General features: G+C 45.2%; 13 protein-coding genes and 1 tRNA gene. 1 reads left to right on the forward strand and 13 read right to left on the reverse strand.

Annotated elements, in window-relative coordinates:
• Positions 1-150: 150 nt before the first annotated feature.
• From yihA to LLF78_02770, 7 genes are all read right to left on the reverse strand, one after another.
• Entirely contained in the window at positions 151-759 is a 609-nt protein-coding gene (gene yihA, locus LLF78_02740) for a ribosome biogenesis GTP-binding protein YihA/YsxC (GenBank protein MCE5201419.1), read from the reverse strand.
• A gap of 2 nt (positions 760-761) precedes the next feature.
• Positions 762-3,086, reverse strand: a complete 2,325-nt coding sequence (gene lon, locus LLF78_02745) for an endopeptidase La (GenBank protein MCE5201420.1) — start codon at positions 3,084-3,086, stop codon at positions 762-764.
• A complete protein-coding gene (gene clpX, locus LLF78_02750; protein MCE5201421.1) occupies positions 3,086-4,408 on the reverse strand; it encodes an ATP-dependent Clp protease ATP-binding subunit ClpX in 1,323 nt (440 codons plus the stop codon). The genes lon and clpX overlap by 1 nt, the downstream gene beginning before the upstream one ends.
• 88 nt (positions 4,409-4,496) lie before the next feature.
• Entirely contained in the window at positions 4,497-5,081 is a 585-nt protein-coding gene (gene clpP / locus LLF78_02755; GenBank protein ID MCE5201422.1) for an ATP-dependent Clp endopeptidase proteolytic subunit ClpP, read from the reverse strand.
• Between the two features lie 58 nt (positions 5,082-5,139).
• Complete coding sequence (tig, locus tag LLF78_02760) at positions 5,140-6,501, reverse strand: trigger factor (protein ID MCE5201423.1); 1,362 nt, start codon at positions 6,499-6,501, stop codon at positions 5,140-5,142.
• Between the two features lie 238 nt (positions 6,502-6,739).
• Positions 6,740-6,815 (reverse strand) — tRNA-Gly (locus tag LLF78_02765).
• A 159-nt stretch (positions 6,816-6,974) separates the two neighbouring features.
• Positions 6,975-8,138 carry a metallophosphoesterase gene (locus LLF78_02770; GenBank protein ID MCE5201424.1) on the reverse strand — a complete coding sequence of 388 codons (1,164 nt, stop codon included), beginning with the start codon at positions 8,136-8,138 and terminating at the stop codon, positions 6,975-6,977.
• A gap of 196 nt (positions 8,139-8,334) precedes the next feature.
• Here LLF78_02770 and LLF78_02775 point away from each other — a divergent pair, with 196 nt between their 5' ends.
• Complete coding sequence (locus tag LLF78_02775; GenBank protein ID MCE5201425.1) at positions 8,335-8,787, forward strand: Hsp20/alpha crystallin family protein; 453 nt, start codon at positions 8,335-8,337, stop codon at positions 8,785-8,787.
• A gap of 74 nt (positions 8,788-8,861) precedes the next feature.
• On the opposite strand, the gene LLF78_02780 is transcribed toward LLF78_02775, so the two are convergent.
• The 6 genes from LLF78_02780 to rlmD all read right to left on the reverse strand — a co-directional run bounded on the left by LLF78_02780 (position 8,862) and on the right by rlmD (position 15,919).
• Positions 8,862-9,554 (reverse strand): CDGSH iron-sulfur domain-containing protein, encoded by a 693-nt coding sequence (locus LLF78_02780; protein MCE5201426.1) that lies wholly within the window; start codon positions 9,552-9,554, stop codon positions 8,862-8,864.
• Positions 9,555-9,641: 87 nt separating this feature from the next.
• Positions 9,642-11,288, reverse strand: coding sequence for an FAD-dependent oxidoreductase (locus tag LLF78_02785; GenBank protein ID MCE5201427.1), 1,647 nt, complete (start codon positions 11,286-11,288; stop codon positions 9,642-9,644).
• A gap of 101 nt (positions 11,289-11,389) precedes the next feature.
• On the reverse strand, positions 11,390-12,571 hold the full coding sequence (locus LLF78_02790) for an iron-containing alcohol dehydrogenase (GenBank protein ID MCE5201428.1): 1,182 nt from the start codon (positions 12,569-12,571) through the stop codon (positions 11,390-11,392).
• Positions 12,572-12,637: 66 nt separating this feature from the next.
• Positions 12,638-13,567 carry a SufD family Fe-S cluster assembly protein gene (locus LLF78_02795; protein MCE5201429.1) on the reverse strand — a complete coding sequence of 310 codons (930 nt, stop codon included), beginning with the start codon at positions 13,565-13,567 and terminating at the stop codon, positions 12,638-12,640.
• Entirely contained in the window at positions 13,536-14,288 is a 753-nt protein-coding gene (locus LLF78_02800) for an ATP-binding cassette domain-containing protein (GenBank protein ID MCE5201430.1), read from the reverse strand. The genes LLF78_02795 and LLF78_02800 overlap by 32 nt, the downstream gene beginning before the upstream one ends.
• A gap of 263 nt (positions 14,289-14,551) precedes the next feature.
• Complete coding sequence (rlmD, locus tag LLF78_02805) at positions 14,552-15,919, reverse strand: 23S rRNA (uracil(1939)-C(5))-methyltransferase RlmD (protein MCE5201431.1); 1,368 nt, start codon at positions 15,917-15,919, stop codon at positions 14,552-14,554.
• Between the last annotated feature and the right edge of the window lie 73 nt (positions 15,920-15,992).

Raw genomic sequence — 15,992 nt, forward strand, 5'->3', positions numbered from 1 at the left:
GGTCTTCCTCCTCGTTGGATACTACCTGGTGGCTGCATCCAAATCTATATACCCATCCCGACAGTCCGGCCGTTCCGGCTCCTCGGGTATGCGGGCTATGATTGATATACCGGCCAAAAACCGGGTGTTGAACGACGTGCGATCCAATTTTTATTTATCGATGCGAGCCATCTCATCAATAATTTCTGTTATGCTGCGGCGAAGCGCCTCCATCTCCCTGTCATTGACACCTGAGGTGATAAACGGCGGAAGCACTGAGTCTATGCCGGTCAACATGTGCTGCTGATAAAGCCCTTTTCTCCTGCCTGGAGAAATTTTATCCCCTTTTGTAAAAACCACAAGCCTTGGGAGCCCCATATTGTCAAGCCAGTCAGTCAATTCATTGTCGTTGGACAGAGGACCGTGTCTGAAATCCATAAGGTGGATCACAAAGGATATGTTGCGGTCAGAGTTAAAATAGTCGTCTATCAGCTTCCACCATGTCTTTCGTTCATCAAGGCCTCTGGAGGCGTAGCCATACCCGGGAAGATCGACAAGGCAGAATGTCCGTTTGTCTGTCTCAACATTGTAGAAGTTTATGCTTCTTGTCTTGCCGGGTTTTGAACTTATCTTTGCAACTTTTTTTTCAAGGAGGGCGTTTATCAGGGTCGATTTGCCCACGTTCGAACGTCCGACAAATACGACCTCGCTATTTGCCGTCGGAGGAAGCTGCTGTTTATTGAAAGCGGTGCAGTAAAGCTCTGATTTCCACGCGCACATATCTATTTCCCGGGTCTCAGAGCAAGCTCAAATACTTTTGTGATCCTCGAGACATAGTGCAGATCCATGCCGCTGGTCATCCAGGCGTTGAGTTCCTCTACGTCGGCCTTGTTGTCTTCGGGCAGTATAAGTTTTTTAATACCAAGGCGCTTTGCCGCAAGGATTTTTTCTCTTACCCCTCCAATTGGAAGAACATCGCCGTGCAGTGTCATCTCTCCGGTCATTGCATAGGAGATGTCAACAGGACGTCCCGTAAGCGACGAGCAGAGAGACAGGGCAAGCGTTATCCCGGCAGACGGTCCGTCCTTGGGAACAGCACCTTCAGGTATGTGTATGTGTATGTCTTTTTTCTGCCATTCAAACTCCGTAAGGTTGTAATTTTCAGCGTTTGAGCGGAGATATGCCAGAGCCGTCTGGGCTGATTCCTGCATGATGTCTCCAAGGTTGCCTGTGTATGAGACCTGTCCGTTGCCGGCCATTACGGCAGACTCGATAAGTATCACCGCTCCTCCTGCCTCTGTCCATGCAAGACCGAGAGACGTCCCGATCGGGTTTTCTTTTGGAATGCGCGTTTTGTGCAGTTTGGGTGCGCCGAGCATGGATTTTAGCGTTTCCTTTGTGATGATCTGAGGTTTTTCGGTTATCACTGATCGACCGTTCTCCATCATCTTTGCAGCTATTTTCCTCGCAATCTTCGATAGTTGCCTGTCAAGGTCGCGAACTCCTGCTTCCATTGTATAGGAGCTGATAACTGTCTTCAGGACCGCATCAGGGATCTTTATATCCTGTTCTGTCAGTCCGTGTTCTATAAGAATGCGCGGGAGAAGATGTTTTCTGGCTATTTTCACCTTTTCCTCTGCAACATACCCGGGCAGAGAGATAATTTCCATCCTGTCAAGGAGCGGCCTCGGAATCGTGGCTGTACTGTTGGCCGTCGTAATAAACATTACCTTGCTCAGGTCAAAGGGTACTTCCAAAAAATTGTCAGTAAAGCTGAAGTTCTGTTCAGGGTCAAGGACCTCCAGCAGCGCAGCTGCCGGATCCCCCCTGAAGTCATTCCCGATTTTATCCACTTCATCCATAAGCAGTATAGGGTTGTTTGTTCCAGCCTGCTTTATCTTCTGTATTATCCTTCCCGGCAAAGCACCTACGTAAGTGCGCCGGTGCCCGCGTATTTCAGCCTCGTCGCGAAGTCCGCCCAGAGACATGTTGACAAATTTTCTGCCCATAGTCCTGGCAATAGATTTTCCAAGCGACGTCTTGCCTACTCCCGGAGGACCTACAAAACATATTACCTGTGCACGCATATTATTTGCCGCAAGTTTCTTGACCGCAAGAAACTCCAATATACGCTCCTTGACTTCTTCAAGTCCGTAATGGTCTTCTTCGAGTATCCTGCGGGCGTCTTTCAGGTCAAGGTGATCTTCTGATGAGTTCTGCCAAGGAAGTTCGATAAGCCATTCTATATATGTCCTGGCAACGGTAGCTTCCGGAGAAATTGGAGCCATGCGAGAATAGCGGTCGATCTCACGAAGGACCTTTTGTTCTGTTTCCTCCGGCATGCCTGCCTCTTTAGCTTTGCTCCGCAACTCTTCTATGTCCGATAAAGGGTTGTCGTCACCAAGCTCTTGTTGAATAACCTTAAGTTGTTCTCTGAGATAGTACTGGCGCTGTCCCCTATCCATCTCACTACGGACTCTTTCATGTATATCCCGCTCCATCGCAAGAAGCTCATTTTCGTACATAAGCATAGAAAGCAGTTTGCGCAGGCGTTCAACAACATCTGCCGTTTCCAGTATATCCTGTTTATCTGCTATTTTAAGATAGCAGTGCGACGCGGTTATGTCGGCAAAGACGTCAGGGTCAAGTATGTCCTCTATTGCTTTTGAAACCTCGTCCGGCATTTTAGGGTGAAGGCTCACATATGTTTCAAATTCAGAAAAAACACTTCTGCGGAGAGCCTCAGTTTTATTTGTCTGTGCAGAATTCATGGATGGAATTTTTTCGGTCTCAGCCTCCAGAAAATTATCATTTGAGATAAAATGCACAGCCTTACAGCGCCATCCGCCTTCCAGCACGGCTTTTATCGTACCGTCAGGAAGGCGCACAGTCTGAAGTATTTTACAGAGAGTTCCTATTGTATACAAGTCATCGGGCTCCGGATCATTTAATCCAGGGTCGCGCTGCGCAGTGATAAATAGGAGGCGCCCCTTTGCGTTGGCCTCCTCAACTGCACGTACAGAGCGCGGCCTGTTTACAAAAAGAGGCGTAATGACCCCCGGAAACAGAACAATATCGCGAACAGGGACTACAGGGTACAGGAACATTAAACGGCCTCTTTTCCAAGCCTGATCGTCTGTTTGGGTTTTTCATTTCCTTCGACGACTTCCATTGTCACCGTAAGCCTGCCAATTTCAGCAGATTTTTCAGGGAGCTCGTACTGCATGTCAAGCATCAGAGACTCAAGTATCGTCCTGAGTCCGCGTGCTCCTGTGTTGAGCTTGGATGCTTTTTTCGCGATCGCAAGTACTGCATCATCGGTAAATTCAAGATCTATCCCTTCCAGCGCAAAGAGCTTCTTGTACTGTTTCAATGGTGCGTTACGCGGTTCGTTCAATATGCGGACCAGTGCATCCTCTGTAAGAGATTCCAGAGCTACCAGCACCGGCAGTCGCCCGATGAATTCCGGTATAAATCCATAGGCTCTGAGGTCATCCGGCTGCATCTGTTTGAGCAGTTCATAGGAATCGCGTTTCTTGACGTTTACAGTGATGTCGCCTCCGAAGCCCAGCAGCTTTTCATTTGTCCTCTGCGCGATGATCTTCTCTAATCCGTCGAAAGCCCCGCCGCAGATGAACAATATGTTGCTGGTGTCGATCGCTATCATATCCTGGTTCGGATGTTTGCGGCCACCCTTTGGTGGGACGTTTGCAACAGTGCCTTCTATTATTTTCAGAAGTGCCTGCTGGACCCCTTCACCGGAGACATCCCTTGTAATGGAGACCGATTCAGATTTACGTGATATCTTATCTATCTCGTCAATGTATATTATCCCGCGCTGGGCTGCGCTTATATCAAAATTTGCCGCCTGCAGGAGCCTGAGCAGGATATTCTCTACATCTTCCCCGACATACCCGGCTTCCGTGAGCGTTGTTGCGTCAGCCATTGCAAAAGGTACGTTGAGCCTCCTTGCAAGCGTTTGAGCCAGCAGGGTCTTGCCGCTTCCGGTAGGACCAACCAGAAGGACGTTGCTTTTTGGCAGTTCAACATCATCGTCGTCTGTCGCAGGGTTCATAATGCGCTGATAATGATTATAGACTGCGACAGACAGTACTTTCTTTGCCTGATCCTGTCCTATCACATACTGGTCTAGAAATTGCTTGATGTCTGTTGGCTTGGGCAGTTCTTCTATTATTGGCAGTGAAGAATAATCCGGCTCAATCCTCTTGTCTGGACTACGCTCAAATCTGGGTTCAATAATTTCATCTTTAAGTATGACATTACAAAGCTGGATGCAGTCCGAACAAATAAATATGTTCGCCGGTCCGGCTATAAGTTTTGAGACTTCTGCCTGAGTCTTCCCGCAGAAAGAACAGCGAGGGGCCCGCTTGTTATTATTGTCTCCGCGTCGGGAGTTCTGCTCATACATTTAAATACACCTCGATCTTATCACGTTTTCCTTGGAACTTTATTTTGTTGAAATTAGGGGATTCCTGACGGAATCCCCTAAGGCTGCATTAACGTTTTTCAATTACCTTGTCCACTATTCCGTATTTTATGGCTTCGTCCGCTGACATGAAGAAATCCCGGTCAGTGTCAGCCTCTATCCTCTCAATTGGCTGCTTCGTGTGTTTTGAGAGGATATCGTTCAGCGCCTTTCGTGTCTTTAATATTTCTTTTGCCTGTATCTCTATATCCGAAGCTTGCCCTTGCGCTCCGCCGAGAGGCTGGTGGATCATAACGCGCGAGTTTGGCAACGCTATACGTTTTCCTTCCTCGCCTGCCGCAAGAAGCACGGCTGCCATGCTGGCTGCCTGTCCTGTGCATATAGTTGATACAGGGGGCTTTATGTACTGCATAGTATCATATATGGCAAGTCCTGCAGTTACGACTCCCCCAGGGCTGTTTATGTACAGATAAACATCCTTCTCGGGGTCCTCGCTCTCTAAAAAAAGAAGCTGTGCCACAACTACGTTTGCGACATTATCGTCTATTGCCGTTCCCAGGAAGATGATCCTGTCCTTAAGAAGCCTGCTGTAAATGTCGTAAGAACGTTCTCCTCTTCCGGTCTGTTCAATTACCATAGGAATAAGGTAAGACATAATATTCCTCCCTCAAAATTTTATCCCATAACCTCATTTCAGAAAGGCACAAGCAACGTTAATCGGCTGCTTTTTCTGCCGTCTCTTCCTGGTCCTTTTCCGCCACTTCCGCAAACTTGACCTTGGTTATAATGAAATCCATGGTCTTTCGGTTGCGTATCTTTTCTGCAATTTCAAAAAGACGCTCGCGGTCATTGTAGACATAATCTCTGAATCTCTTGGGATCGATGCGAGATGTAATGGCTATGCGCTGTATTTCCGCATTAAGCTCATCTTGTGTCCACTCTATGTCATTAGCCTCTGCTATAGCCTCAAGCACCAGAGAGCGTTTTACTATCTGTCTTGCAGCCGTATCCAGTTCTGTCTCGTAGCTATCCTTATCCATGCCGCTCTTTTCAAGGAATTCATCGAAAGTCAAGCCGGATTCTCTTTTTATTCTCTCTGCCTGAAGAGCCCTTATAGAATCTTTCTGGCTCTTGATAAGAGACTCGGGGATTTCTACTTCCGCAAGATCGCAAATTTTGGAAACAGCTGAATTTTTGAGGCTTTCATTGCTTTCTCTCTCTGCCGCTGCGTTTAACTGCTCCATTATGGCAGCCTTGAACTCGTCGACTGTTTTGTGCCTGGACTGGGTGATCTCAGTGACCGTCTCGTCAGTGAGGTCAGGGACCTTCCTATTCATGATCCCCAGTATCTCTATATCGTAGCGCATCTTCTTTCCTGCAATTTCCTTGTTTTCCATGTCATCTTCAACAAGGAATTCCGCAACGGCGGTATCCCCCGGTCTTTTCCCCACGATGGCTTCTCTCAATTCAGGACGCATGTCCTCATGTCCGAGATCGATCTCTGTTTTTTCTCCATCTTCAACAGTTTTTATGCTGCCGTCTTTTTCTATTATACTTGAGCTGTATTTGACGGAGACATAATCATCCTTGGTAATTTCCCGTTCCTCGTAGGTGGGGACAAGTTCGCTGTGTGTATCCAGCAGACGCATTATATTATCTTCGAGCATCTTTTCCGTCGGAACGTATATAGTCTTCTCTGCTTCGACGGATTCGAGTTCAGGGAGTACTACTTCCGGAGTAACTTCAAAAGTTACTTCGATATTTAACGGCTTACCCGCTTCTATCCCGGATGGTTTGATATTTGGTTCTGCAATAAGCTTAAGGTCATAATCCTCGACTATTTTTTCTATGACATCAGGGATAATGTTCTCCATGGCCTCGGCATATATGTCTTTTTTGCTGAAATAGAGGTCTATGGCCTTGCGTGGAACGTGCCCTTTGCGGAAACCCTTTATGTTTGACCTCATGGAAAGGTTCTTATACGTCTTCTCAATGGCACTGTTCACCTGCTCGGTGTCGATTTCTGCCTTGAAGACGATAACATTCTTTTCCTGAGAAACGACTTCTGTTTTCAATTTTACTACCCCTTTCAAAATTTGCCTTGTAATGACAATAGCCGTAATATTCTATCATAGGTTGACTGAATATACAGCTATTATAGTCTATAAAGTATGTAACTTTCTGTGAAATTGGTAAAATTAAGTAGTTACGGCAGATCATACCTAACTGCGCGTGTTTAGCCGGATCAGTAGTCCCTGATCTGCTTTGAAAAAAACGGACCTGCGAGATGACCCGCAAGTCCGTAAGAAATTCTGGAGCGGACAACGGGATTCGGACCCGCGACCCTCAGCTTGGGAAGCTGATGCTCTACCAACTGAGCTATGTCCGCCTTACATGCCAAATATCGGCAACATGAAGCATATTATCACATTTTTTCTATCTGCGCCAGAAGACAAATGGAAAAAATATACGGATTTAGGAAATTCGATTAATATTCCGGCTATAGTCCTGCACGTGGTTAAAATTTTTTTACTCAGGTGTATATGATCTATTTCTTGATATGTTCCCCAAAATGAAGCCTCACATTGACTATTTCAGAATGACTCCCTGTGCGGACGGGGAATTTCCATGTACCGCAGCCTGAACTTATAACCGCATTATAACTGCCTGAGGCAATCAGACCGTAAGTTGCCACGTTTGCCATACCAACCAGAAAGTTAAATGGAAATATCTGCCCATTATGTGTATGTCCTGATAATTGGAGGTCCACGCCGCACCTTTCCGCTTCTAGGATATCATTGGGCTGGTGGTCAAGCAGTATGAGCGGTTTATTTTTATCTGCGAAAGCAAGTAGCTTTGACAGCGGAGCACGAGTTGAGGATCTTCTGTCTTTTCTTCCTGTTATGTAAATTCCTGCGGCCGCAACTGTCTCATCGGCAAGGACTCTGATCTTAGAACCCTTGAAATAAGACAGAGTCTGCTGGATCCCTCCTAGGTAATCTTCATGATTGCCAGTTACAAAAAAAGTCCCGAGAGAAGCTTTGATACTGCCCAGACATTTAACTGCATAGTCAATAAGGTCTGCATGCGACCCATGGTCAAACATGTCTCCGCAGATAAATATAATATCAGGCTCCAAAGATTTTATCTTTATCCTCAATTTATCAATCTCGCCCTTCTTTATCGACGAACCTAGGTGCAGGTCGGATATCATAACGATATTAAGCGAATCAAGCTGAGATTGTTTGTTTATAGTGATTTCATAGTTCTTGACGACAAAATTCCGGGCGTTATAAAAACCATAACCAGTTATTGCGGCAGCTATTGCCGGGACCGGTATTCCCCCTGCGTAACATCTATGAAAAAAACTTATCAGAGGTCCGGTGTCAGGGGAAAAATTAAGCATTATACCCACAATATCTGCTGCCAAAAAAAGGAGGAGAGAATAGGTAAGCATTCCAAGATACATTGCCCCTGTATAAGCCGCAAGGCAATCGATCATCCGGTGCTCTGACAGCCATGACTGAAAAAATATAGAAGAGAGGAATACTGCGGCTGAAAGGGAAAAAACTGCCATAGTGCCCCACTTTGGCATCGGAACCATAAAGTAATCAAGCAGCATCAGATATTTAAAGCAGACATAGATATTGGAAATTATCAGCACTAAAAGTGTCGCCGATATGAAAACCATGAACCGTTTCATTTTTGTCATAGCGCAATTATATCATTGCCCAGGCTTTTACATTTTCGTTAGTCTTGCCTAATTTTTAACCGCAATAAAAAAACAAAAAAATATTTTCTCCCCTCCTTGACAAATATGAAAACATATGCTAAATATTATTTAGCACTCAAGGGTCATGAGTGCTAACAAAAAAAACGAAAAAACTATTGAAAAGGAGTTGTTGATCATGGTTGGATTAGTACCCTTCAACAGGAGAAGCAAGGATGTTGCGGCAAGTACCGGTTTTGGTGACTTTTACAACGTGCTTGATGACTTTTTTTCTAACGATTGGCCATTTAGGCGGAGTCTTGCGAATGACACATTCAAGGTCGATGTGCAGGATAACGACAATGAGTATCTAATAGAAGCTGAAATGCCAGGAGTGGACAAAAAAGACATCAACGTTGCGCTCGATGAGGGTAAGCTGTTGATTTCTGTCACAAGGGATGAGAAAACCGAAGAGAAAAATAAGAATTTCATCCACAGAGAGAGACGGCAGGTTTCAATGAGCAGGTCAATTTATTTGGCAGACGCAAAGAATGAGGGAATAAAAGCAAAGCTGGAAAACGGGCTGTTGCGCATCACTGTCCCGAAAGAAGAAAAACCAGGCACCACTACTATAGCTATTGATGTCGAGTAGCGACATGTGCAGCTGAATAGGCGCTCCGGAAAGACCCGCCGGAGCGCCTATTCATATTCAGGTGTGATCTATATTTATATATGCTTGTCGATGAATTTTATTGAAACATGGGTCGCATTGCAGAACGGTTTGTTGTCTGATTCTCCGCAGCGGCAGAGGACTACTCTGTTTCTGATCTCATATTCGAAGCCATCCGATGATTCGATCGGAATATTGCCTTTTACAAAAATCCCCCCGCTTACTCCTTCTTCCGGATCCTGTATGATATCAATGGCTGGCTCATATACAGGCTCGATCATTTTGCCTTTTTTGTCTACAGAAGTAAGCCTGCCGGAAGGGCAATCAGAGGCTGCTTTTATTGCTTCTTCTTTATTTTCCTGATCGTATGAGTTCTCCGTCAGTTCCCATGCATTTCCTTTATTTCTGTGACAGAAACGGGCAAAGGCACACCGATTATCATCCAGCAAATCAATTGCAAAACCTTCAAGCAATTCTGCCCTGTCTTCGTATTTTGTATTTTCTGCTGTTTCCGTACCGACGAATCCTGCCTTCTTATGGGTCCCGTCGCAAAATGGTGCGTTTTTTGATTTTCCGCAGCGGCACAGTGCATATTCCTCAGACTGTGGCAGTTTGCGCCCATCCTGAAATTCATAACCGCCATCCCCGGTAGGGGTTATTATTGTCTCATACAGCGGCACATTTCCAAAGACAATATATGGTCCATCCTTTGTTACCTTTATTTTTTGTTTTTTACTCCGTTCCATCATAATAATCAGACCTTCATAGTTTAATTTAAGATTGTAATTATATAATTATGCACATAGATAATTTTAACAGTCAAATATCAGCTAAAATCAATCTTGTTTTTCATGCGTTATCATGTATTGCTTATACCCGCCGGAAAGGTTATATACCTTATTAAATCCATTATTAGCCAATATGTTCTGGGCAGCGTTTCCTGTAGTCCCCTTGTTGCAGTAGGTTACCGCAACAGTTTCCTTATCAAGAATATCAGTGGCACTCCTGAGTTTTTCCTGGGAGACGCTCTTTGCTGTTTCTATATGGCCTTTTTCATATTGGACTGCATCCCTCGCGTCGATGAGTGTATAACTTTCACCGGATCGCATCAAAGTATCCAAAGCCTGTGCCGTGATCAACGGCCTGTTTTTATTGATAGCGTTATCCAGTATCATGCCAGTGTACATTACAGGGTCTTTCGTCGTTGAAAACTGTGGAGCATAGGCCAAATCAAGATGGAATAGATCTTCTGCCTTAGCTTTGAAGGTAATTGCGGTCACAAAAACATCTATTCTTTTATCCACACCATCAAAGCCTACGATCTGTGCTCCGATCAATCGTCCCGATGTTCTGTCCGCTATGCCTTTGATTACCATATCTCTACCGCCCATATATTCTGGCTTATTCGGTTTGATGTTGTGGCATACCTCAACATCGTATCCCAATTCACGTGCTTCGCGTTCGGACAATCCCGTCTGCGCCACTGTCATGTCGAAAATTTTGAAGATCCCGGTCCCCAAAATCCCCCTGAACTCAAGACTGCCACCTGTAACGCAGTCCCCTGCTATTCTGCCTGTCTTGTTTGCGGTGGAACCAAGCGGCCGGTAAACATGTTTCCCTGTTACAACATGGAATTGCTCTATGCAGTCACCACAGGCATAAATATTGTTTATACTCGTCTGCATCTTCGTATCCACCCGAATTGCACCGGCAACGCCAAGCTCTATCCCGGCTGCTTTAGCCAACTCAGTATTTGGATGTACTCCGGTGGACAGAAGGACCATGTCGGTTTTTATTTCCTTGCCATCCGATAAAATGACACTGCTTTCTGTGATTTCAGAAACAGAAACGTCGGTCAAAACAAGAACACCGTTCTTTTCAATATGCTCTCTCACATAAACAGCCATGTCGCTGTCAAGCCCGGGTGTGACCTGTGCGAGCTTTTCAAGCATGGTCACTTCAATCCCAAGCCCCTTCAGATTTTCACAGACTTCAAGTCCGATAGATCCGGTGCCTATTATTACGGCAGACTTTGGAGAATTTGTATCAATATAGGTTTTGATCCGATTCATATCATTGATATTGCGCAAGGTGAAGACATGGCCGGTGTCTGCGCCTTTTATCGGAGGTACGATCGCGCTTGCCCCTGAAGCGATCACAAGTTTGTCATAAACATCCGTCAAAATCTCACCCGATGAGAGATTTTTTATCTCTATTGTCTTCCTGTCCGGATTAATGGAAAGCACCTCGTGCAGGGTAAAAATATCCACATTATATTTGTTTTTGAAATAAGCGGCATCGCGTGGGATCAGTGTATTTGCACTCCGGACCTGGCCGCCTATGTAATACGGCATGCCGCAGCCGGAATAAGAGATAAAACTATCTCGTTCATAGACAATTATTTCAGCATCCTCGCTGTTTCTCCTTGCCTTTGCGGCAGCAGATGTTCCGGCGGCAACGGCTCCGATGATTATGATCCTCATAATATTTCCTCCTTCAACGATATGACCTCCCCAGCATAAACCTAATGTAATATGTGGTGATATCCATCAAATAAGCTTCACGATAGATATATTGTCCGTTTTTATTTCACCAGCTTATAAATCTCCAGTACATCCTGCCAATAAAGTTTCTTGAGTCCGCCGAGGGGGTGCTCGTCACCGCCGTATGCGATCCTGGTCGCCTTCTTTGCCATCAGCTCCAGTTGATCCTCTCCGACACCAAGCTTCGATATCGTATCCGGAAGCCCCATCTTACTAAAAAATTCACGCAGGCGGGAGATACCCTCCAGGATAATCGTTTCGGGGGAACGGTAGCTGCCCTCCACGCCCATGACATTGACCGCGAATTGCAGGAACATATTGATGTTGTCTTTATAAACATATTGCATCCAAGCAGGGGTTAATACGGCAAGGCCCGCACCGTGGGCGACATCATAAATAGCGGAGAGCTCATGTTCCATGCCGTGGCAGGCCCAATCCTGTTCGCGGCCCATACCTACAAGACCGTTGTGGGCAATCGTACCGGCGAAGCCAACTTCGGCCCAGGCATCGTAGTTTTTCGGGGTTTTGATTACCATGAGAGCATTCCTCATGATAGTTTTCAACGTCGTTTCACAAAGACCATCTGTCAAATCGGTGTGCGTAGTATTGGTGAAATAACGTTCAAAAACATGGCTCATCATATCCGCCACTCCGTTGGCGATCTGATTTTCAGGCAGAGTGAAGAATAACTCGGGGTTTATGATGCTTAGTAAAGGGCGCAGCTTCGGGTTGCCGTATCCCAGCTTCATCCTCTTTTCTTCGTTGGTGACGACCGTATTGCCGCTCGATTCGCTGCCGGACGCCGGAATGGTCAGGATGGTGGCAACCGGAAGCGCTTTGTCGATTGGTTTGCCCTCCTCGTAGATATCCCAAACATCTCCGTCATAATACACGCCCATGGCGATAGCTTTGGCGGAATCGATCACACTTCCGCCTCCTACTGCAAGGATCAGCCCAATATTTTCTTTTTTACAAAGAAGAATCCCTTCACGCACGAGGGAAAGGCGGGGATTCGGCTTTACGCCGCCAAGCTCCGCGAAATCCAAGCCGCTTGCCTTTATAGAAGTGACCACCGTATCGTACAAACCACTCTTCTTAATACTGCCGCCGCCGTAATGCAGCAGAACTTTGTTTGCATGCGGCTTCAGCAAATCACCGATTTCCTTATGTGTGTCCCTGCCGAAGAGGATCCGTGTCGGTGCGTAAAAATCAAAATTAAGCATAATTTTCCCCCGTTTCTTTTAAAATATCTTATCCTGATCTGGCAGATAAATGTGAAACTTGAACCGTTATTTTAAAAATCCATTCAAAACAGCTTCTTCTGCTTCTTTTTCAGTCATGCCCAGCGACATCAGTTTAATTAACTGTTCAGAAGCAATTTTACCTATTGCCGCTTCATGGATCAACTGAGCGTCAGAATTAAAGGCTGAGATTTCAGGAACAGACGATACCTGTGCTTGGTCCATTATAATAGAATCACACTGGATATGGCCGCGGCATCTGGCATAACCGCGCATATTCAAATGGAACAGCTGTCTGGAATTATTCTGCGCAACTGACCGTGAGATGATTTGAGCGGATGCATCTTCCCCCATCAAACTTACCGTAATATTGGATTCGGCTCTCTGATCCAAATAGGTGAGGAGCCTTTCGGTTACAATCAACCGTGCATTTTTCTGCAAACGCACTTCTGTCTCCCGCAATGCGCTGTCGATCCCTTTGATTTGAACCATTTCGAGCTCGGCGGTGCCGTTCTCTTCCACTTCAATGATGGTTTTTGGGTTTAGGATCCTGGCTCCGCCGCCCTCTCCCTCGCCGTAATGTTTTTCCACATACTTCATCCTGGCACCTTTACGTATAAAGAATTCATGGATCCCATCATGTTGGGCTTTTTGGCTGCCCGGGTTATGGATCCCGCAGCCGGCGACAATCAACACATCCGCATCCTCCCCCACTTCAAACGTATTGTAAACGAGGTCATCCATACCTTGAGATAAAATTACCGGGATGTGCACGCTTTCTCCTTTAGTTCCGGCCTTTATTGTTACATCGATGCCAGGCTTATCTTTTTTTGTGACTATATTGATATTAGCTGTTGTATGACGGTCTACACCCTGCCCGTTTTTCCGTATATTGAATGCCCCCTGAGGTATCTCATGCAAATCGGCGACTTCAGCCAACAGTTTTTTATCTATTGCATCCAGCATCTGCTCTTCCACCTTTACAGCTCTGCCTGCAGCGGCAGGCCGAATCAAGCTCACTGATTTCACTAAGTATTTTCTCCCGGCTTGTTATCTCGTTGACAGTCCCGTTTGTGACCATGATGACCTCATCAGCCAAATTCAGGATCCGCTCCTGATGCGATATAACAATAATAGTAGTGTCACCTTTTTCATTCAGAGCTTCAAAAGTTTCTGTTAACCTTTGGAAACTCCATAAATCAATTCCTGCTTCCGGTTCGTCAAAAATTGCCACTTTAAGGTTACGTGCTAATATTGTGGCAATTTCAATACGTTTTAATTCCCCTCCGGAAAGGCTGGAATTTACCTCGCGGTCCAAATAATCCTGAGCGCACAAGCCCACATCGTAAAGAAGGTCGCATTGGTTTACAGACTGATCGGTTCCAGATGCTATCCTCAAAAGGTCCCTCACTGTGATGCCTTTGAAACGGGCCGGCTGCTGAAAAGCATAACCTATGCCCAAACGGGCGCGCTCATAAAGCTCCTTATGAGTAATATCAATGCCATCCAATAAAATTTGCCCGCCCGTAGGCTGGTATATCCCCATTATTGTTTTTGCGATGGAAGATTTCCCTCCTCCGTTGGGGCCGGTCATCACGTAAATTTTTTTATTCTGCAAAGTCAGGTTGATTCCTTTTAATATTTGTGTCTCTCCGTCGTCGCCGTTGAATATGACACCGACATTTATCATTTCGAGCATTTATATCCACCTCCGGATACTTTCTCATCCTTTTCCTGTGCTGCTTGCTTAATAGATAAAAGATCGGATATATTTTATAGCGTACAGCAATGTTCTATTATAAATCAGCCGCCGTGCATTATTATGGATATAATACATCTTTTGCGGCAGCCTTAGCTGCGTAATTTGACAGATGTGGGATGATGATCCAATGCGTAGTTGATGCCGTTTTCTTTTGAGTGCGCCGGTACATTTTTTACGCTGTCAATACCGTTAGATCTGCGTTATCCCCGCTCCATCAATGCAACACACTCAACGTGCCCCGTCTGGGGAAACATGTCAAATGGCTGGGCTGTTATAATTTTGTAATTAAAATTAAGCAATAACCTAATATCTCTTGCCAATGTTGCAGGATTACAGGAGACGTATACTATCCGCTCCGGCGCGATTTTAATTATTGAGTTTATAACCTCCGGCGTGCAGCCGCTGCGCGGCGGATCAACAACTACAACATCGAACTTTTTGTCTGACAGGCCTTTTAAAATCTCTTCGGCTGTGCCTGTATATCCTGTGATATTGTTCAATCCGTTGGTCCTGGCATTTTCATCCATATACTTTGCCGCAGGCCTCCAACTCTCGACTGCAGTAACATTTTTGGCTACTGCCGCAAGAAATGCCGTCATACTCCCTATGCCGGAATAAAGTTCAAGAATATTCCGCGGAGACTTATCAAGCACTAGCTGTGCGGCATAGTTATAGATGTTTAATGCCTGTTCCGAATTGATCTGGAAAAAAGAAGATATTTCAAATGTGAACCTATATGGGGCCAGTAATTCATGTATTGTGGATGTACCATAAAGCAGGGTGAATTTATCTCCCCATATGAAATTACCTGAAGATGTGTTTTTGTTGTAAATAAAGCCATTCAGAGATGCTGAATTTTTTTCTGCTATGGCCACAAGTTTTTTTATCTCAAAGCCATTCAAATTTCTATTGCCGATTACCCCGCAAAGAGATTCATTTAAAAATTTTGATGAACGAAAAACAATATGTCTTATAAATTCAGTAACATTATTTTTACTTCCAACTTTGCAGCCATAAAAATTATTTTTACGGATATCATTGATGATAGATGTTACGTTTTTCTCTAAACTTGGCAAAAGAACGGGGCATTGTTCAAATTTAACGATATCATGGCTTCTGGGACGGTAAAATCCTGCGATAAATTTTTCATGAGCCATGCTTTGTGTCGGCAGGGAGGCTTTATTTCTATAACCCCATTCCGTCGGAGATGCAACGCAGTTTTTTACATTTGGGTCGGATATCCCGCCGATTCTTTTTAGCGCATCAATAACAGTTTTTGTCTTGAGGTTTAATTGCTCCGTGTATTTCATATGCTGAAGCTGACATCCGCCGCAACGACCGAAAGAAGGACAGACCGGAGTTACTCGCGCAGGGGAATCGTTGTGTCTTTCAATTACTTTTGCGATCCCGTAATTTTTTTTTATGCGCAGGATGCGTGCTGTTACTTCCTCACCCTGAAGCGCATCAGGAACAAAAAGCACGAAGCGCCCGTCACCGGCCCTGACGACACCTTCACCTTCATTGTTTATATCAGTTATTTGAAATTTATGTATCTCGCCCTGTATCATATCAATTCCTCCTGCCGCAGACGTAAGACAACTGCATAACAATTGCAATAGCATAACACAACTGCCGTCTGCA

The organism is Synergistaceae bacterium, from assembly GCA_021372895.1.
In the GTDB taxonomy this organism is placed as follows: Bacteria; Synergistota; Synergistia; order Synergistales; family Synergistaceae; genus JAJFTP01.